This is a genomic window from Helicobacter sp. MIT 03-1614 (assembly GCF_000762925.2).
Lineage (GTDB): Bacteria > Campylobacterota > Campylobacteria > Campylobacterales > Helicobacteraceae > Helicobacter_C > Helicobacter_C hepaticus.
In genome coordinates this window covers 202,517-221,851 of record NZ_JRMS02000001.1, presented here as the reverse complement: position 1 = coordinate 221,851, position 19,335 = coordinate 202,517, and the positions used below count along the sequence as shown (strand labels likewise).

General features: G+C 35.4%; 16 protein-coding genes. 10 read left to right on the top strand and 6 right to left on the bottom strand.

The annotated features are described in order from the left end of the window. Positions 1 to 23: 23 nt before the first annotated feature. The 3 genes from cydB to LS66_RS01090 are packed head-to-tail and all read right to left on the bottom strand — an operon-like array spanning position 24 to position 2,954. Positions 24 to 1,148 (bottom strand): cytochrome d ubiquinol oxidase subunit II, encoded by a 1,125-nt coding sequence (gene cydB, locus LS66_RS01100; protein WP_034365934.1) that lies wholly within the window; start codon positions 1,146 to 1,148, stop codon positions 24 to 26. Continuing rightward, positions 1,148 to 2,716: a cytochrome ubiquinol oxidase subunit I gene (locus LS66_RS01095; protein ID WP_201273636.1), complete on the bottom strand. Its 1,569-nt coding sequence runs from the start codon at positions 2,714 to 2,716 to the stop codon at positions 1,148 to 1,150. The genes cydB and LS66_RS01095 overlap by 1 nt, the downstream gene beginning before the upstream one ends. A 31-nt stretch (positions 2,717 to 2,747) precedes the next feature. Next, on the bottom strand, positions 2,748 to 2,954 hold the full coding sequence (locus tag LS66_RS01090) for a DUF4492 domain-containing protein (protein WP_034365927.1): 207 nt from the start codon (positions 2,952 to 2,954) through the stop codon (positions 2,748 to 2,750). A 188-nt stretch (positions 2,955 to 3,142) separates the two neighbouring features. Between LS66_RS01090 and LS66_RS01085 the strand changes: the two genes are divergently transcribed. The 3 genes from LS66_RS01085 (at position 3,143) to LS66_RS01075 (ending at position 8,100) form a co-directional block, all read left to right on the top strand. Beyond that, positions 3,143 to 5,473 (top strand): dynamin family protein, encoded by a 2,331-nt coding sequence (locus LS66_RS01085; RefSeq protein WP_034365924.1) that lies wholly within the window; start codon positions 3,143 to 3,145, stop codon positions 5,471 to 5,473. A gap of 27 nt (positions 5,474 to 5,500) precedes the next feature. Further along, positions 5,501 to 7,330: a dynamin family protein gene (locus LS66_RS01080; protein ID WP_052057332.1), complete on the top strand. Its 1,830-nt coding sequence runs from the start codon at positions 5,501 to 5,503 to the stop codon at positions 7,328 to 7,330. Positions 7,331 to 7,620: 290 nt separating this feature from the next. Then, positions 7,621 to 8,100 carry a hypothetical protein gene (locus LS66_RS01075; protein WP_138091798.1) on the top strand — a complete coding sequence of 160 codons (480 nt, stop codon included), beginning with the start codon at positions 7,621 to 7,623 and terminating at the stop codon, positions 8,098 to 8,100. Positions 8,101 to 8,126: 26 nt separating this feature from the next. Here the strand turns inward: LS66_RS01075 and LS66_RS01070 are convergent, their stop codons facing one another. Continuing rightward, the gene (locus LS66_RS01070) at positions 8,127 to 9,317 is read right to left on the bottom strand and encodes an MFS transporter (RefSeq protein WP_034365918.1); all 1,191 of its coding nucleotides are present in this window, start codon (positions 9,315 to 9,317) and stop codon (positions 8,127 to 8,129) included. A 21-nt stretch (positions 9,318 to 9,338) separates the two neighbouring features. Next, positions 9,339 to 10,670, bottom strand: a complete 1,332-nt coding sequence (dnaA, locus tag LS66_RS01065; RefSeq protein ID WP_034365965.1) for a chromosomal replication initiator protein DnaA — start codon at positions 10,668 to 10,670, stop codon at positions 9,339 to 9,341. 138 nt (positions 10,671 to 10,808) lie between these two features. On the opposite strand from dnaA, the gene ruvC reads away from it, so the two are divergent. From ruvC to LS66_RS01030, 7 genes are read left to right on the top strand one after another with little or no spacing between them, the layout of a single operon-like run. Beyond that, on the top strand, positions 10,809 to 11,366 hold the full coding sequence (ruvC, locus tag LS66_RS01060) for a crossover junction endodeoxyribonuclease RuvC (protein ID WP_034365916.1): 558 nt from the start codon (positions 10,809 to 10,811) through the stop codon (positions 11,364 to 11,366). Then, entirely contained in the window at positions 11,363 to 12,766 is a 1,404-nt protein-coding gene (locus LS66_RS01055) for a hypothetical protein (RefSeq protein WP_034365913.1), read from the top strand. The genes ruvC and LS66_RS01055 overlap by 4 nt, the downstream gene beginning before the upstream one ends. Further along, positions 12,756 to 13,394: a hypothetical protein gene (locus LS66_RS01050; protein ID WP_052057330.1), complete on the top strand. Its 639-nt coding sequence runs from the start codon at positions 12,756 to 12,758 to the stop codon at positions 13,392 to 13,394. The genes LS66_RS01055 and LS66_RS01050 overlap by 11 nt, the downstream gene beginning before the upstream one ends. Continuing rightward, positions 13,391 to 13,777, top strand: a complete 387-nt coding sequence (locus tag LS66_RS01045) for a hypothetical protein (RefSeq protein ID WP_052057328.1) — start codon at positions 13,391 to 13,393, stop codon at positions 13,775 to 13,777. Before LS66_RS01050 ends, LS66_RS01045 begins: the two co-directional genes overlap by 4 nt. Beyond that, entirely contained in the window at positions 13,774 to 15,381 is a 1,608-nt protein-coding gene (mshL, locus tag LS66_RS01040) for a pilus (MSHA type) biogenesis protein MshL (RefSeq protein ID WP_034365911.1), read from the top strand. The genes LS66_RS01045 and mshL overlap by 4 nt, the downstream gene beginning before the upstream one ends. Then, entirely contained in the window at positions 15,378 to 16,949 is a 1,572-nt protein-coding gene (locus LS66_RS01035) for a GspE/PulE family protein (protein ID WP_236096944.1), read from the top strand. The genes mshL and LS66_RS01035 overlap by 4 nt, the downstream gene beginning before the upstream one ends. After that, complete coding sequence (locus LS66_RS01030; RefSeq protein WP_236096943.1) at positions 16,946 to 18,181, top strand: type II secretion system F family protein; 1,236 nt, start codon at positions 16,946 to 16,948, stop codon at positions 18,179 to 18,181. Before LS66_RS01035 ends, LS66_RS01030 begins: the two co-directional genes overlap by 4 nt. On the opposite strand, the gene LS66_RS01025 is transcribed toward LS66_RS01030, so the two are convergent. Further along, a complete protein-coding gene (locus tag LS66_RS01025) occupies positions 18,168 to 19,274 on the bottom strand; it encodes a DUF354 domain-containing protein (protein ID WP_034365902.1) in 1,107 nt (368 codons plus the stop codon). The two genes, LS66_RS01030 and LS66_RS01025, sit on opposite strands and share 14 nt — an antisense overlap. Positions 19,275 to 19,335 lie beyond the last annotated feature (61 nt).

Genomic DNA, 19,335 nt, shown 5'->3' with positions numbered 1-19,335 from the left:
TAAGCATATTATCTCCTTTGTTTTCAATAAGTATGAGAATCTGCTTGCATCTCGTCTCGAGTAATCTTTACTCTATCCATTGCACGCCATACATACACAATATATGCCAACACAAAAGGCACAAGCAAAGACACATAACTCATCACAGAAAGCGTATAATAGCTTGAGGAGGCATTTTTTATATGAAGAGAGCTTTGCAAATCAGCGATTGAGGGATAAAATGCACTCTGTCCCAAACCCACATTTAAAAATACTGCCATTACCACAATTACACTGCCCATACCAAGCGGGAAAATACCCTTTTTACTCTGTGCAAAAACATTAAGATATATTCCCCATAGCACCAAACCCACACCAACGCATAATCCCACAATTAAATAAGGCATAGAAAGGAAATTATGCAAATACACATAAGGTTGCAATGTTACACCCTTTGAATCCACATAAAAACCCTCTTTAGAGCAAATCCACATTAAAAATCCAAGCACACAAGGCAAAAATGCCACACTTGAGAGTAAAATGACTTTTCTTGCGCGTTTAGCTATCTGCATATCATCAATGTTGTTTAAAAAATAGCTCGCCCCTAGAATCTGACTTAAAAACACTAATGCCAAACCAAGCAAATAGTTTGCAGGCTCAAGCAATGCCTCTAATCCCCGACTTACCATACTCCATTCAACAAAATTATGTTCATCAAGCACAAAATGAGAGCCACTAAAAAATGTGCTAATAGCCACACCAATCAAAAATACACCAAATACGCCATTAATCCACAAAAACGCCTCATACACCTTTGAACCTAACAAATTCCCTTCTTTTTTGCGATATTCATAGCTCACAGCTTGGATAATAAAACAAAATAAAATAGTGAGCCATACCCAATATGCCCCGCCAAAACTCGTGCTATAAAATAAAGGAAATGCGGCAAAACAAGCTCCACCAAAAAGCACCAAAGTAGTAAATCCTAATTCCCATTTGCGCCCAAGCGAGTTAATAAGCATTGTTTTTTCCAGCTCATCTTTGGCAACCACGCAAATGAGGCTTTGCCCACCCTGCACAAAAAACATAAACACAAGTAGCCCTCCAAGCAAACTGACAATAACCCACCAATATATTTGCAATTCGTCCAAATCAAGTCCAAAAAACATTATTTACCCCCTTTTACACTTTCTAGAAAAACGATTTTGCGTTCTTCTTCAAAACCCTTTCTAATGCTACTCACCATAATGCCAATTTCGGCACAGAGCAATAATGTAAAGAGAAAAGAAAAAAGAAAAAATGAAATTTGTATATTTACACTTGAAAGCTTAGTGGCTGCAACACCAACAGGAAGTAAGTCCTGTATTGCCCAAGGCTGCCTTCCTACTTCAGCAACTATCCACCCTGCCTCTGCGGCAATATAACCAAAAGGTATAGCAATCACACATAGCCATAGAATCTTAGGGAATCTCTCTATATTGTTTGCCATTGCCAAATACAATACAATGATAAAAAGCACAAAAAATACGCTACCCAACGCCACCATTAAATGAAAACTATAAAATGTCAAGGCAATAGGTGGTATTGCTTCTTCAGGCTGTGATAAATAACCATAGCCAAAATTTGGCATATGAGATTCTAAAATCCCGCGAGCAAGATTCATACGCACATTATCATTTTGCACCTTTGCTTCTTTGTAGTCTTTGAGTGCTTGTAGGGCGATTTTGCCACTATGGATTTTAGAATCTATACCTACTATGTCTTTTTCTTTATTGCCATAAAGCAAATCGTTAATGCCCGGAACAAAACTATCAGGGCTACGATTACCCAAAATAGAGAGTGCATAGGGAATGGTAATATCAAATAAAAATACTTCTTTGTCATCGCCGGGCTTTTTGTTTGGATTAAGAATGCCAAATGCAGTTATTCCTGCACGATGTTCGCCATCATAGATTCCCTCCATTGCGGCAAGCTTCATCGGTTGATGTTGTGTTACACGATAAGCACTCTCATCACCACTGAAAAACAAAAATATTGAAGTTATAAGCCCAAAACTAGCTCCCACAACCAAGCTTTTTTTCGCCTCAATACGAAATCGCCCATTAAGGAGATATAAGGCAGAAATCCCCATAACAAAAAGAGCAGAAATGACATACCCACTTGCTGCTGTGTGGAGAAATTTTGATATTGCCACAGGTGAGAGGGCAACCTCCCAAAAATTACTCATCTCATTGCGCGCCGTATCGGGATTAAAAATCGTGCCTATGGGATATTGCATCCAACCATTTGCTACGAGAATCCAAAATGCCGATAAATTGCTTCCAATCGCAACAAGCCAAGTAGATAACAAATGGAATCCCTTAGAAACCTTATTCCAGCCAAAAAACATTACAGCAAAAAATGTAGCTTCCAAGAAGAATGCCATAATGCCCTCAACTGCCAAAGGAGCACCGAAAATATCGCCTACGAACCAAGAATAATTTGCCCAATTTGTGCCAAACTCAAATTCCATAATAATGCCTGTTGCCACGCCAATAGCAAAATTAATCGCAAAAAGTGTGAGCCAAAAACGTGTAATTTTGCGCCATTGTGGATTGCCACTTTTGACATAAATGCTCTCCATAATCGCGATAATAAAAGAAAGTCCCAAAGTCAAAGGCACAAACAAAAAGTGATATAACGCTGTAAGAGCAAACTGCGCTCTTGCCCAATTCACGCTTGATAATTCATTTACCATATCCATAATATTTCCTTAAAATCTAATTGGTTTAATACGAAGTGAGATTCTCTAATACAAAATGACTTTTTTGTTCATCATCGCCTATATGAGAGAGAGTTTTATCATAAACAAATACCTTAAGCACAGCAAAAATAACTAAAAGTTTGATAACAATAATCTTCCAAAGCACTTTACCAAGTTTTAGATTCTTAAAACCATCAATATAAAACATTAATGCTTTTCTCAAAAATCCCACATAAACTCCAATTACGATAAAATAACAAAAGTCGGATTTTATCAAATTTTATATATCTTTCCTTACATAAAATGTGCTTTTTTGTAAAATTTTTACGGCATTTTGAGTGATAATTATTAATTTATTTTACTTTTGGTATTTTGATGTAAAATTACGCTCTACAAATAAATAAATGGGGACATCTTAATATGCCAATTTTGCAGCATTTTTTTGAGACTTTCCATAGTGCGCAACCACCGCTTCCTATGGAAAAAATACAAGATTCTATTTTTAATACGCTTTCTCCACAGGCTTTGAGCATTCTACTTTGCACTAATGAGCGCAATATTGCGTTATTTATGCAATGCCAAAGTTTTATAAAAATTTTAGAATCTTTGCACATATCACAAATAAATTCTCAATTAGATGCTTATGCTTCAAATGAAGATAAATCTATGATTCTTAGCGCGCTTTTAAAAGATGTATTTACCCTTCAAGCAACTATCATAGAATATAATCCACATTTCTTTGAGGAGCTTTTGCCATTTTTTATTCAGCTTAATCTTGCACATATCATTGATGATTTTGAACTTGATTTGTTTGCTTCGCTTAAAAATACTTTTTATTCTCAAAAAACATCACAAAAAGGAGCTACAAAAGAAATACGAAGTCTTAAATCTCTTCATAGTGCCCTTGCTTTGCTTCACAACAACCTTTCACCTCTGCTTCCTCAAGAAACTCTTAAAAACTCACTTACGCACATAATGGAAAAATTAGAGAATCAACATTTTTCTATCGGTATTACAGGAGTGTTAAGTGCAGGGAAATCCACATTTTTAAATGCACTTTTATCTCAAGAAATTTTAGGAAGCTCAAGTGTGCCAGAAACTGCCAACCTTACCATTTTGCGCTATGGAGAATCTGCGGGAGCAAGAGTGCATTTTTGGAGCAAAGAACAATGGGCTGATTTATGTGAGCAAAGCGCGTATGATACAAATCTTAAAGCCTTTATAGAAGAAAGTCAGGCTCATTTTGGCACACAATTAGACACATTTATTACCCAGCCACATACAACAAAAGACATTCAAACACACGAATTAAGCATTTATACTTCGGCAAATCATCAAAGTAAATTTTGCAATCTTATCCAAGAAGTAGAGCTTTTTACACCATTGTCATTTCTAAAAAATGGTGTAGAGATTGTTGATACACCCGGACTTGATGACCCAATCACAAAACGTGAAGAAATCACTCGCTCTTATATTCAACATTGTGATGTGCTTATCCACGTGATGAATGCAAGCTGTGCAGCAACGCAAGTAGACATTGATTTTATTTTAGAATCCCTGCTTGAACAAAACATCTCGCGCCTACTTGTAGTGCTTACACGCATAGATTTGCTTACACCACAAGAGCTTGATTCTTCGCTTGAATACACCAAATCAAGCCTCATTGCCCAACTCAAAAAAGCACATTACAAAGGCGATATTGAATCTATTATCAATCGTATTGATTTTATTCCACTTGCGGGATATGCTGCACTGCTTTATCGCACAAATGCAGATACAAGCAACCTCTCTCTCACTTTAGAACAATGCGGTATCCTTAAGATAGAATCTTATTTACAAAAAATGCTTCTTGGTGAAGATAGCCTTAAGGCAAAAGATATGCTTTATCTCGCCTACAAAGCCACACTTAAAGTTGCCCAAGATACAGAAGAGATTATCAATTTAGAATCTTCTTTGTTAAATGCAAATGGCGAGGAGTTAGAGGAGCTTATTGCTCAAGATAAAGCACATAATGATGCCCTTATGCGCGAACTCTATGAGCTTGAAGAGCATCTTAGTGCCCTCCATAATGAGCTAAGTGAATTTCTTAAATCTCTTGAGCTTTTTAGTGCAAATACTCTTAGTAAAGCTTCTATGCTCATCAAGGATAAGGTATTTAATGATATTATTTATGATTATACACGTGGAGCAAAACCTGATACAAATGCACTGCACAAAATGATAGAGCTAGGGCTTAAAGATTGTTTCGCTGATGTGGGGAGAGAGTATAAATATAAATTAGGCAAGAAAATTGCTCAACTTAAAAGCGCTGTAACACTCTCAGAGGAGCTAGATTCTCCGCCTCCACATATTCATTTCCAACTCAAAAACGCACAAATAAGTGCGATTACTCAAGAGTTACTTTCTGCACTTCCTTCGCTTGTGCGCTCTTTTAATAAATCTAGTCAAAATAAACTTAGCAACGCACTTGATAAACTTTTTACAGATATGTTTAGCTCCTTTAGTGAGATTATTCAAAATAAAAACAAAGACATTGCAGCTCTGTTTTTAGCACATTTTCACGAGATTACTCAATGTGCTAAAAACCATATTCAAATGCAAATCGCTTATAAACAAGAAAGTCTCAACGCTGCTTTAGCCAAGCGAGAAAGTGGAGATACTCAAGCACTTAAAGATGCTCTTTACGCCAAACGAGAACAGCTTACAGGCATTATAAATGAACTTATGCAAGGTTTGCATAGTTTGCAATAATGAGATGAAAGGGTGTAAGAAACAATAATGGAACAAATAAGTGAAAATCTGCTAGAAGACTTTATTAACGAATATATCAGCGCAAAAAATCAGCTTTTGCAAGGAGGGAATCCTCTCTATGCTCTCATTGATAAAACCCATTATGCGCTCAGTCAAATTGCCCCGCTAGATTCTCGTGCTACGCATACATTACAATCTCTCACTCAAAGCATTCAAGAACCAATGAAAGTGGCTATTATCGGGCAATTTAGTAGCGGAAAATCCACATTTTTAAATGCACTTTTGGGCAAAAATATCCTGCCTAGTGGTATCACTCCCATAACTGCAAAAATATGCCATATTGTCTATGGACAAGATTATGCACTTGAGATTCACTACAAAAATGGCAATACTGCCACAAAAACACTCTCATACCTCAACGAAGTAAGTGAAGTCCAAAATGCCAAAATCGCCTTTTACAAGCTTTATGCGCCATTAGAACTCCTTAAAAAAATAAGTTTTCTTGATACACCTGGCTTTAACTCGCAAAATCAAAGCGATACAGATACTACAAATTCTATATTAGAAAGCGTTGATGGCATCATTTGGCTCACCCTCATTGATAATGTTGGCAAACACAGCGAAAAAGAAATTATCCTCTCCCACATTAAACGTTACGCAAGCAAAAGCCTCTGTGTCCTCAATCAAAAAGATAGGCTTAAAAATCAAGAGGAAATCAACATAAGCCTTGAATATGCCAAGAAAGCATTCAATGGACTTTTTGAGGAAATTATTGCCATATCTGCTAAAAATGCACTGCTTTCTTATGATGCTCCAAAAGAGCAAAGTGAGCATATGAGAGCAGATTCTCACATAGATTTTGTGCTTGATTTTCTCCATACGCACATCGCTCCATTAGCTCAAGAATCTAAAAAACGCACGATTATTACGCAACTGCGCACTCTCGTGCTTAGATATGCTCGTTTAAGTTTTCACGCGCATTTACGCTTTGCTAAGTGTGAGACGCTCCTTGCAGATTCTACTAAGCACTTCACAGAGCAATACCCTCAAAGTGCATTTTACAAATCATTCCCTACACTTTTTCATACTTTAGAATCCCAACTTGAATCACTTACTCAACACATTTACAACGCACTTGAAAAAACTCCCAAAGAGTTTGTGCGTGCTGATAAAAAATTTGGTATAAAAACACAAAATATACAAATAAAAGACATCACAACACTTCCTAGAGAGCGATTAAATCTTAGTTTATGTAATACAGATTCTACATTTGCAAGGCAATTTACTAAACTTGGTTTTGATATAACTGCCATAGGAGAACAATTTAATGCTCTGCTAAACACACATATAGGGAATTTGAATGACAATATCATACAATGGTATGAAACATTTATTCCTACTTTGCAAAACTCACTTTTGCAAAAAACACTTAATGAGATAATGGGAACATATGATAACCTTATGCGTGAGCATTGTGAGAATCTTAACGCCCAATTAATGCTCGTTGCAAAAATCTTAACACTCAATTACCCACTAGCAATAAATCTTTGCCTCAATACACTAAGTTTAAAAATCCAAGAAGCCTTAGAAAAATACACCAAAACACCAGATACTTTGCCACTTTTTAATCCCACACTTGAAAATATCCGCGATGAGCTCAATCTTGGCTTTCACTTCAACCTTTTACAAGAAAATCTTTTAACGCAACCACTGCATAAAAAAGCGTTGTGGCATTTTGAGCGAGAGGAAAAAGCACTTTGTGAAAAGCAATCTGCAATTATTACAACTTATAAAGAGCAATATGCTCATCATTTTAAACAGCTTAAATCTTTGCTTCAGACACTTAAAGATGTTTAAGATTAAATGAAAAAGATAATTTTTACTTTTCTCTGCACTCTCTCATTGTGCTTTTGTGATAGCCCACAACAAGCTTTTTAGCTTTTGCTCAATTATTCAAAATCTGAAACTTCATCTTTAAGATTACAATATCTCAAAGATGCTTTTGCGCTTTACCTGCAAATGCACAAAAAATCCTTAAGTGATGAGGAATATAACTTTTAAAAAATCATATTGTGCCTCCACCAGATTCCATTAATGAAAACGCTTATCGGACAAAAAGTACAAGCCCATTTCAAAGCCTAGCCGTTGTGAAAAGCGAAATAAGAGAATCTTTAATCGCCAAAAGGGTTGAAGATTCTCAATACTCATCACATTTCCTTGCTCGTATATGGCGAGATATAACCCGTGATTACGAGGGCAATGTGCTCTCCGGTGTTTCACGATATTTTCCTGTGGTAACTGAAATAGCATTCCTGCTTTTGTATCTTATGATTTTTGTTTTAGGAGTGCTGGAAATATTAGATTATCTCCCCTTAAACAAAAACAAAGAGGCAGATGAACCAAAGATAGAAAATCTAGGCATTCAAAAGATTTTAAGTATAAAAAATATCCTCAAGTTTTTTATGTTTGGATTTGCTTTGCTTGCGCTCTATCTCGTAGCAATTTTGCTTACACATTCAGGACTTCTAGCACAAAGAATTATCGGCTATATTGGTATTATAAGCATTCCTGTATATCTTGTAGGTTATGGAATGCACCTTGTAACAAAAAGAAAGTTAAAAATGTAATTTAAACCTCATATCAAGGATTCTTTTTATCGTTTTTTCACAAAATGCCACCAAAGAAAAATCACTGCACTTATAAGCAAAATTATGCCATTAACATTAAGCATAAAAGGTATGCCACCCAAGCGCACAAGTGGCTGTGTGATAAAAGGTGAGCAAAATTGCCCCATAAAAACACTTGCAGATAAGAATCCTGCTGCCTTTGCACGCTCATATTCACTTGCTACACTTAGTAGCCACGAACTATTATTGACAAGAATAATCCCTAACCCCGAGCCTACAAGCACTAAAGCAAAAATAAGAATCTCATAGCTTTGAAACATTCCAATAAGCAAAAATCCGCCTCCAATAGCACTCAAAGAAATAAAATATAAGAGAAAAACACTTAATTTTGCACGAAGCCTTGCATAAAAAAGTGAAAGAATAGCTGTGCAAAGAGAGCTTACGGCTAAACTTATACCTATAAGATTCCCACTTTTATTGAGATTATGCGTGATAAAATGCGGAATTTGTGTGGGCATCACATAAAACATACTCATTGCATAAAATGAAAAAAGATAGATAGGTGCAAATTTGAAAAGATTAAAATTTACTGCCTTGACATCTGATTTGGACACATTACGCTTTGGTTCAAAAAGCATTACAAGAGCTAAAATCAAGATAATAAAGCCTGAAAGATACACTAAAAAGGGATAACGCCAATCTATATCGCTTAACACCCCACCCAATACAAGGAATATAGCGCCTCCACCTGCCATAAAAAAGCCTTGCAATCCTAAGGCTCTCTCCCTCTTCGCACCTTGATAGTAATCTCCAACAAGTGCACTTACAGCAGTCATAACAAACGCTGTGGCAATACCAAAAATTGCCCTTGATATGAGAATCCAATAAATACTTGCCTCCAAGAAAAATCCACACGCCCCACTTATGCTCCATAGTAAAATACTCGGATATAAAAATCGTAACCTGCCATAATTATCAAGCAAAAATCCACTAATGGGTGCAAAAATCATAATAAATAATGCAGGAAGCGTTAAAACTAAACGCGAAAGCATATCAATATGTGGCACATCTGCAAAATGTTCTTCAAAATGCGGCAGTGATGGTGCGATAATCGTCCCTCCAAGCACAGTCATTGAAGCAGTAGCAAAAAGTGTTACTTGAAACAAAAAAGTATCTGTAAGAGGTTGTTTTTGAGCACTTAAGTTATCTTTAGGCATATTATCTCCGAAACGATAAAATTAGACGCTATCTAAACTTTGCTGAATTTTGCTTTTCATATCTTCAATAATATTACGCGTTGTAGAATTTTCAGCGATTTCTTTTTTAATAGCTTTGAGCGCTTTGCTTACCGAACTGTGATCTTTCATACCCAACTCTTTGGCAATTATGTTCATAGAGTTAATCATTAAAGAATGTGCAAGATAAATAACTGCACGGCGTGCGAATGTAACCTTTCTATTGCGTTCTTTGGAGACAATTTCACTAGGTTTTATATTAAGCTCTTTACTGACAACTTTAATAATATTATCAAGAGTAATACCCTCAAGCTTTTCAATTTGATAGTTTTTAAGCACATTTTTGGCAATTTTTAGACTACTGCTCTCTGGAGAAAGATTAATATGAGCATTAATAGTAGAAAGAATCCCCTCAATCTGACGAATATTGCCATAAATATTTGAAGCAATATAGTCAATGACTTCATTTTCAAGTACAATACGATTAACTTCACATTTAGATTTAATAATGGCAATTTTGGTTTCAAGCTCTGGATTAGTAATTTCTGCCATAGCTCCCCACTCAAAACGCGTGCGCAATCTCTCCTCTAGTCCCTTAATCTCTTTTGGCGGCTTATCACTTGTCATTACAATTTGTTTTTGACTATTGTGCAAGGTATTAAAAGTATGAAGAAGCTCTTCTTGTATTCCTTCTTTGCCACCAAAAAACTGCACATCATCAATGAGCAAATAATCACACTTGCGATATTTATCCCGAAAACTATCCATTGTCTTGCGTTTGATTTTATCCATATAGTCATTAAGAAAATCCTCTGAAGTTACATAAAGCACATTTTTGTTTTTCTCTTTGACATCATTACCTATGGCATTAAGCAAATGTGTCTTCCCAAGACCTGACTTACCATAAAGTAATACAGGATTATAGGCACTTGCTTGCTGTTGCAAAACAAGTTTTGCTATCGTATAGGCATATTCATTAGATTTTCCCACAACAAAATTTTCAAAAGTGTAAAAAGGATTAAGAGATAAACCATTTGTATTAAAATAAAGCATACTTTTATTGTTTTTTAAACTTTTCACATTCTCTTTTTTTTCTTTTACTTTTATGTGAATTTCTGGACGCACACCATTATTGCTTTCCTCTTCAAATGCATCAATAATAGATTCTAGATGGTTACTTTTTATCCAATTCGCTACAAAAATATTTGGCACATAAAAAACCTTCATATCTGTTCTGGAGGCATTTTCATCGTATTCCATAAGCGAAATATAAAATTGATATTCAAACTCGGATAGCTTACTTTTAAGTTTCTTTAATATATTATCAATATGCAATTTATTTCCTGATGTGAAATGAAGAATTTTTAATTTCACTATGTGAATAAAATGTGAAAAAACAAAAATCCTTTTGATTTTTTAATTAAAATTTGGAAGTGAAATTATAATGAAAAAAACTTTTAATTTGGATTAAATTTGCATATCTTAGGTATAGACCCCGGAAGTAGAAATTGCGGTTATGCAATTATCAATTATGCGCCTCACGTTAATTCACTTAAACTCATTGAAGCAGGTATTATTAAAATCAAAGAGCGTGATTTACAAACCCAAATTATGGAATTTGTAGAAGGCATTGATTTGGTAATTAAAAATATTCATATTGATGAGGTGGCTATTGAAGATATATTTTTTGCTTACAACCCTCAAAGTGTCATCAAACTTGCTCAATTTCGTGGGGCATTGAGCTTAAAAATTCTCCAAGAGATTGGAAATTTTTCTGAATACACACCCTTACAGGTCAAAAAAGCAATCACAGGAAATGGTAAGGCAGACAAAACCCAAGTTGCATTTATGGTAAAGCGCATTTTAGGGCTTAAGGGTGAAATAAAACCTCTTGATATTACAGATGCTATTGCTATTGCCATTACACATTCTCAACGTATCAAAACAAACGATGTTCATTCTACGCCTAATCTTCAACGTGCAATGCCTTTAAAATCTCTTTCTACAAACCCTTCTAAAGGCTGTATATGAAACAAAAAACATATACATTTTTTGATTCTCAAACACATATCTCTTATGCTTTTGAAGACAATGCTCTCACACCTTGTAAAAAGCCTCCAAAAAAATATGATATCCTTTCATTTTCTGCCACACATCTTATTCATATTGCTATTGAAATAAATAAATCTGACCTTCAATCCCCACAACTTTCCTCTTTCCTTTTTGGCTATGCTTATGAAAAATCTATCCTTAATACTTCTGTGCATACTTATGAATTATATTTTATTCCTCGCGCACATCTTTTTGATGAACAAAAGTGCGTATGTGAAAGCTTTTTCTTTGATAAAAACGCCATAAAGAGCTTGCCTCCATCTCGGATTTTGACTTGCGATATATTCTTGCCTTTTAGCTTTTCTACTCTTGCCTCTAACACACATAGCTTTGTAGTATGGGCACAATCATATTTATGCTACTTTGAAAATGCTACACTTAAAGAAATTTGTCGTTTAAAATACAAATCCCAATCCTCATATACGCCACTTACTTTAGAATCTGCCACGCAATCCACACTTTCGCAAGATTCTCACAACAACGCGCAGCTTTTTGTTGAGATTGCCTCACACATCTCTTATTTGCAAGAAGCCCATAATCAACGTCTTGAATGTATTTATGCCGCTACATCTTTGGAAAATTTGCCTCATAATGATATACCTTATTCTATCTTGCCTCTAAGCGAACTCTCTCCACAAACAAAAGGGCTTGATTATGCTACACTGAAAGCAATTTTAGCTTTTGAATATGTTGCTATTTATGATAATTTGCTTTCTCAAGGCTTGTCGCACACTTTACCTCATTTTGCTCTAAAGCCAAATGTGCGTAAAAAGCTTTATTATACTCTAGCCATATTGCTTGGAATATTTATGCTCCTTATCCCTTTGCTTTTTATGCTGCATAATCGCCATTTAGAATCTGCCATCGCTCAACTAAACGCACAAAGCGAAGCCCTTTTTGCTCCCAAAGAAAACACAAAAGAATACATTCAAGCCACACATACCTTAGAACATCTCCTTGCCCAGCAAAATGACTTTATAGCAGATATGAATACTCTATCTCTTTGGCAACAAAGTTATAATCAACGTTATGCCTTTATTAGAGATATTTTTGCTCAATGCGATAAAGAACATATTAAACTTGAAAATATGGAATTTACTTTTACTCCACAAGTATTTATAGCCTCCCTCACAGCAAGTTCTTCTTCTCAAATTCATCTCTCTGCCCTTCTTGCCCAACTTAATACAAAATCTCAACAACGCGCTTTTTTGCATACTTCTTCGCCCTCAATCTTAGATTCTCAAAAAGCACAAAATGAACAAGAATTAGTATCGCCGCGTTTTTATTCGCATATCTTGGTAATTTATTATGCGATTTAATATATTTTTGCCTCTTTATAATTCCTATCAAGCCATACAAAAAACTTTTGAGCATTTCCTCGCCACCAAAACCACAAGGGAAAAATATTTCCTCGCTGCCACCATAGTTTTATGTGTGTGTTTTATTGTAATTGATTTTATTTATTTGCCTTTATTGGAAAAGTATAGTGCTCTTTCACGCCTTCATACACATACGCTTGAAGAGTTTGCCCTTTCTTCAGATTCCATTCAAAATGCTACATCTGCACATTTAGAGCAAAGCCAAAATATACAAGAAAAACTCCGTATTACACAAGAAAATATTGCCCTCATACAAAGCTATCTTAAAGAAAACACAAAAGAACCTCACCTTAACCCTTTTGCGCTTATGTCTGAACTCATTAATTTTGCTAAAACACACCAACTCTCGCTCTCTTCGTTCTCTCCTCACGCCACTCTTGATGCACTAGGCATAGAGGGAATGGGCAGCTTTGAAGAAATTGTGGCACTGATTGATTTTATAGAATCCCATCGTTTTTTCAGTGTTGATACACTCTCGTTCAAACCTTTTAATGATGCGCTCATTCACTTTAATATAATGGTTATAGACTATCGTTCCAAAAACCCTATTTATAGGGAATCATTATGAAAATATATGCTTTTTTGTTCGGTTTTTTTACTCTCACTCCTTTAAGTGCCTCTTCTTTAAATGCTCAAGGTGCGCATTCTAGCCCTGAACACATTCAATCATTTATAAAAGATTCTCAAAATTTCTCCAAATCTCCATCACAAGAGATTTTGCACACTCTTATTAATCCTTTTTGGCACGAAGATTCTCAATCTCAACAGCCCTTACACCTTAATGCTATTATTAATGGCAAAGCTCTTATTAATGAACAATGGTTAAATGTGGGAGAATATATTGAAGGCTATCTCATTGTCAAAATAGAATCTCAATCTGTCATTTTGCAAAAAGCAAAAGTGCAATTTAACCTTGCAATAGGCGAAAAAATAACAAAAGGAAATCAATGAAAAGGCAAAATGCGCTTTTTATCTTATGTGTTTATCTCGTCCCACTTATTGATTTTGCGTGTGATATACCCATTAATATTCGTTCAGGCAGTAACGCCCCTTTAAGTAAAATCATTGAAGAAATTGCTACACAATGCCACCTTAACGTCATATATCTCCAAGAAAATACCAAAACTATGCTTGATAACAAAAAAACATCTATTCATATTGCAAACAAATCTCTTAAAAATGTCCTTGATAGTCTTATTATAGGCAATGATTTTCACTACACCCTGCAAAAAGACACGCTTAAAATTGGTTTTTTACTCACTAAAACCTTTGAAATTAGCTATATCGCTACTACTCGCGTAGGTTCAAGCAATACCGATATTGTATTCTCACAAGATAACCAAGTTCAATCTCTTTACAATACTACAAACTCTGCGCCTCTTGCATTTTCAAATTTTGAAATGCAATCCCAAGCGCATAAAATGGCAATGGACAAAGCCACCTCAAGCAATCCCAACATTGGCAAAAGTGGCACAAAAATTTATAGTATTGATGAGATTGATTTTTGGGGCGAGTTGCAAAATGAAATCGCAGGTGTAGCTTATGCTCCCGGTGATATATATCAGCCACAAATGTCGGAATTAAAAGGAAAAAACAAAGATATTATCATCAATAAAGCTGCTGGCTTGCTTACTATTACAGCTTCTCCATTACAAATAAAACGAGTTGAGCGATATATAGCGCAGCTTAATGACAAGATTCAAAAACAAGTGCTTATTGATGTACATATTCTTAATGTTCAACACACAGATAACCAAACTTATGGCATTGATTGGAATGAGTTTTACAAACTTGGCAATATTATGACACTTCCTGCAGAACATCAAAATACAAGTAGCGGAAGCATAGATTCTAATGGAGGCAGATTTGCGATTAATATATTTTCACAAGGCGTAAATATTAATCGTATTGTAGAGTTTTTGCAAACCTATGGCAAAGTCCAATCTATCTCTAACCCAAAAGTCCTTACCCTCAATAATCAACCTGCCATTATTAGCGTAGGAAGTGTGCTTCGTTATTCACAAAACACCACTTATCAAACTACTACACAAGGCACTTCGGTGCAAAATAACTCTCAAGCCTTTCCCTCTGTCTTTGCTGGGATTCTCCTTGATGTAACACCAAGCATTAAAGATGGCAAGATTATTCTTAAAATCAACCCTTCCATTACGAAAACAAAAGATATTTCTATTGAGAATCAAACAATTGCTCTAAATGCACCACCTAATCTTTCCACCAAACAACTTTCCTCGCTTGTGCAGCTTAAAGATGGTGAGCAAATCGTGCTTGGTGGCTTAATTGATAAAACAGAAGGACAAACTACTCGTAAAATTCCTATTCTTGGGGATATTCCTTTTGTCAAATATTTCTTTAGCTATAAGCAAAATATCAAAGAAACTCAAGAAATGGTTATTATCATAGCACCCCATATCGTGCGATTAGATGCTAATGAAACTGCTGCTAGTCCAAAAGCAGAGCATATTCAAAAAATGAATCTTATAGATAATGATAATAAAGACATACAAGATTCTCAAAATGCACCAAAGGAACAATGATGCAGCCCAAAGTATATGCTCAATTCTCGCCTGTGAATCTCCTTGAACATACGCTTTGTTCTTGGTGTTTAAATGCCCTTGAATATAAATTTATCCTCAAACACCAATGTTTAATTTTCTTCGCAGATTCTCAAAATTTACACATTGCACTCAAAAATACACAAGCACCACTTGAGCTTATACGAGCTCATATTTCACATCTTTATCCCCAATTAGATATACAATTTTTCTCTGCCACAAATGAAGCTTTTGATATACAAGCACGTCATATACGTATTTTTCAACATTTCTGCATACTCAAAAATGCACTCTTAGCTCAACACCAAACTCCACAAAATGCAGATGAAAATCAAGATATAATCGTGGTGCAGCTCCTTGATTTTATCTTACAAACTTGCATTGAAGAGGGTGCAAGCGATATACATTTTGAATGTCAAAGCACTATTCAAGATTCTCCGCCATATGAACATACACAAGATAAACAAAAAGCAAAAGTGCGAATACGCGTAGATGGTATGCTAAGAGAACGCTTTAGCCTAGAATCAAATGTTTTTGAGGCTCTTAGTTCACGACTAAAACTTGAATGTGAGCTTGATATTACCCAAATACGACGAAGTCAAGATGGACGCTTTAGCCGTGAATTTGGGACACAAGCTTATGATTTTCGACTCTCTTTTCTTCCTGCTTTTGGTGGAGAATCTATTGTTATTAGAATCCTTAACAAAAATACACAAACAATCACTCTTCAATCACTTGGCTTTAATTCTACACATTTAGATATGATTAGGCGCAATATTATCGCCCCTTATGGCATTATTTTACTTACAGGACCTACAGGAAGTGGTAAATCTACTACACTTTATGCCATATTAGAGTCTATAAAATCTCCAACTAAAAAAATCATCACTCTTGAAGACCCTATTGAATATCAAATGCAACTCGTAACCCAAGTAATCGTTAATGAAAAACATAACTTCGGTTTTGCAAAAGCTCTAAGAGCATTATTGCGACACGACCCTGATGTATTAATGGTAGGAGAAATACGTGATGAAGAAAGCCTTGAAATTGCACTAAGAGCCTCACTAACTGGACATTTAGTGCTTTCAACGCTTCACGCTAATGATTCTTTAAGTGTAGTAGAACGCCTGCTTGATATGGGAACAGAGAATTACTTGCTTGCTTCAAGCCTTCATTTAATCATTTCTCAAAGACTTGTAAGAAAACTATGTCCATATTGTAAAATTCCGCTTTCCCCACAAGATATGAAACAAAAGCTTATAAAATATAACTTGCAACATTTTGAAGATAAAATAAAAGATAGTGTGTTTTTTGCTCCTCGTGGCTGTGGATATTGTAATATGCAGGGATTTAGTGGGCGTGCGCTTATTGCAGAATGCCTTGAAAATTCTGATATACTCCGCACCTATATCAAATCTCCCCATAACAAAACCCAAATTCTACAATCTCTCCGAGAAAAAGGGTTTGAAAGTATGTTTGAAAATGGATTTAAGATTGCAAGCGAAGGTTTAAGTTCTTTTGAAGAAGTATATAGGGTGTGCAAAATATGAAAAAACTGCCACAAAAATACCTTGTTAAAGGCATTAAAGATAACCAACACATTCAAATAACACTCTTTGCAACCTCGTATGAGAATGCTAAGGAGCTAAGTTTGCATAAGCATAATATTTATCCTATTGAAATTAAAGCCTTAAGTGGCTTTGAATTTTTACACCTACAAATGCTACAACTTGATAGCAAAATCACAAAACAGGATATAAGTGCACTTTTTTTGCAAATTTCTATTATGCTTTGTGCCTCATTGCCAATCCTTGAGGTCATTCAAGTATGTGCTAAAAATACCAAAAAAATAGCCCTAAAACGAATTTTACTTGAAATTGCTTATCGTTTGAATCTTGGACAAAAGCTTTCTGTCGCATTTAAAGAACATAAACATATTTTTGGCGATATGACTTGGAGTATGCTAGCACTTGGAGAAAAGAGCGGGGAGCTTGGTGAAATTTTTAAAATGCTAAGTGCGCATCTTGCAAGGGAACACAAAAACAAAAGTAAAGTTAAGCGCGCACTTTTTTATCCTTTGCTTGTGCTTATAAGCATTATTGGTGCATTTGTGGGTATTGTAATGTTTGTGCTACCTGAATTTTTGGTAATGTTTGAAGAATTAAGTGTGAATCTACCTATTTATACGCGGATTCTCATTTATATGCAATCTTTTTTTGAGCATTTTGGACTTATTTTTATTCTTGGGCTTCTCTTTATGGCTTTTGGGTCGCAAAAATTATATAAACACTCTTTAGACTTTAAGCATAAAATCCATACTTTAATCTTGCACTTACCCTTTGTAGGCGAAATTATAAAGCTTAATTTTTTCTACCAATACACTTTCACGCTCTTTTTACAGCTCAAATCTGCCACACCTCTTGACTTAGCTCTTTCCCTTAGCAATAATGCACTAAGTAATCTCGCACTCAAAGCACAATTTAACAAAGTGCTTGAATATGTCAAAAATGGCAAAAGCCTCTCTTTAGCGCTTATACAAGAAGAAATGCTTGATGAAATTTCTTTGGCTCTTCTTGCTGCTGGAGAACAAAGTGGCAAACTTCCTGAAATGCTTGAAGTATGCGCTAAACGATTTGAGGAAATTGCCCAAGAAAAAATAGATTTTCTCATTTCACTTATTGAGCCAATTTTGAGCCTTTGTATGGGTATGCTACTTTTATTTCTAGCTTTGGGTGTATTTGTGCCTATGTGGGATATGAGTGCGCACGCTATGAGTGCTTAATAAGGGACTTAATGTGAGGCAAAATCGTGCTAAAATCTGCACCATTTGGCGCAAACAAATCATCTCTTTTGGACTTAGGACTTAAAGAACAAAGTATCTCATCTAAAAATTTCATTACCTCCTCCACACTCTTAGCGTGGCGCATAAGCTTGTGCTCAAGCAAGAATCTATCGTGAAATAGCAAAAGTGAGCGCGTTGAAATCACAGGTATACCCAAATAACAAGCTTCAAGATTCATCGTCCCTCCACCTCCAAGAAGCACATCTATAAAAGGATAAAATGCTTTGGGTTCAAACTTTTGCGTGAGAATCTTCACATATTTTTCCTTGCCAAAAAGAGATTCTAATTCCTGCTCTCCATAGCGAGGCATTATGAGTATATTCGCCTTTCCACTTTGCGCTAAGTGTGCAATACTCTGATAAATAATCGGTAGCTTTTGCTTCACATAATGTGCTTTGTATTCTTCTTCACGCACAAGAATAATGGGCAAATTCTCATATAATCCCAAATGAGAGCAAAAATCTGCTTTTTGTTTGCAATTTGGTGAAAATGAGAGCGGCACATCTTGTAGCCATACTGCTACATCAATAAAATTATAAGAAATAACTTGACTAGGTTGTAAGCCTAAACTTGTATAACAAATTTGAGGCACGACAAAAGGGTGAAAAACAAGTGTGGAAAGTGGCAAGGTAAGCCTTGATAAAATTGTTAAATCCTTAAGGCAGAAATGCTCTCCTGCCACAGGAGTATCAGCAAAATGCACCACAGGTATGCCTAAACCAAAAGCACATTGCACACCATCAACACTTGCGCCTGTAATGAAAATACTAGGTATCTCCCCAAGCTTATTAAAAAGCTTTAAAAAACCTTTTTGACGATTAAGCCTTGCTTCAAATTTGCCTAGTTTGCTCACTCCACCATATCCACCAATAGCGTAAGATTCTATATTAAAAAGCTCTAAAAGCCTTGCGCACTCATCATAATCCTTGCTTTTGCGAGTGGTTACAATGACAGAATCTAATGCCTCAAGCTGTGGAATAAGTGATTTAAAAAACAACACATATTTTGGGTCAATAATATCAAGCCAAATCATTTATACCTCATTTATATTAAATTTTTTAAATTGCGTTAAGATTGTATTCAAGCAAACCTCA

Coding starts and splice junctions, on each gene's coding strand:
- cydB (WP_034365934.1), bottom strand. CDS start 1,148: ATGTTTTTTGGACTTGATTTGGACGAATTGCAAATATATTGGTGGGTT.
- LS66_RS01095 (WP_201273636.1), bottom strand. CDS start 2,716: ATGGTAAATGAATTATCAAGCGTGAATTGGGCAAGAGCGCAGTTTGCT.
- LS66_RS01085 (WP_034365924.1), top strand. CDS start 3,143: ATGCCAATTTTGCAGCATTTTTTTGAGACTTTCCATAGTGCGCAACCA.
- LS66_RS01080 (WP_052057332.1), top strand. CDS start 5,501: ATGGAACAAATAAGTGAAAATCTGCTAGAAGACTTTATTAACGAATAT.
- LS66_RS01070 (WP_034365918.1), bottom strand. CDS start 9,317: ATGCCTAAAGATAACTTAAGTGCTCAAAAACAACCTCTTACAGATACT.
- LS66_RS01055 (WP_034365913.1), top strand. CDS start 11,363: ATGAAACAAAAAACATATACATTTTTTGATTCTCAAACACATATCTCT.
- LS66_RS01050 (WP_052057330.1), top strand. CDS start 12,756: ATGCGATTTAATATATTTTTGCCTCTTTATAATTCCTATCAAGCCATA.
- LS66_RS01045 (WP_052057328.1), top strand. CDS start 13,391: ATGAAAATATATGCTTTTTTGTTCGGTTTTTTTACTCTCACTCCTTTA.
- mshL (WP_034365911.1), top strand. CDS start 13,774: ATGAAAAGGCAAAATGCGCTTTTTATCTTATGTGTTTATCTCGTCCCA.
- LS66_RS01035 (WP_236096944.1), top strand. CDS start 15,378: ATGATGCAGCCCAAAGTATATGCTCAATTCTCGCCTGTGAATCTCCTT.
- LS66_RS01030 (WP_236096943.1), top strand. CDS start 16,946: ATGAAAAAACTGCCACAAAAATACCTTGTTAAAGGCATTAAAGATAAC.
- LS66_RS01025 (WP_034365902.1), bottom strand. CDS start 19,274: ATGATTTGGCTTGATATTATTGACCCAAAATATGTGTTGTTTTTTAAA.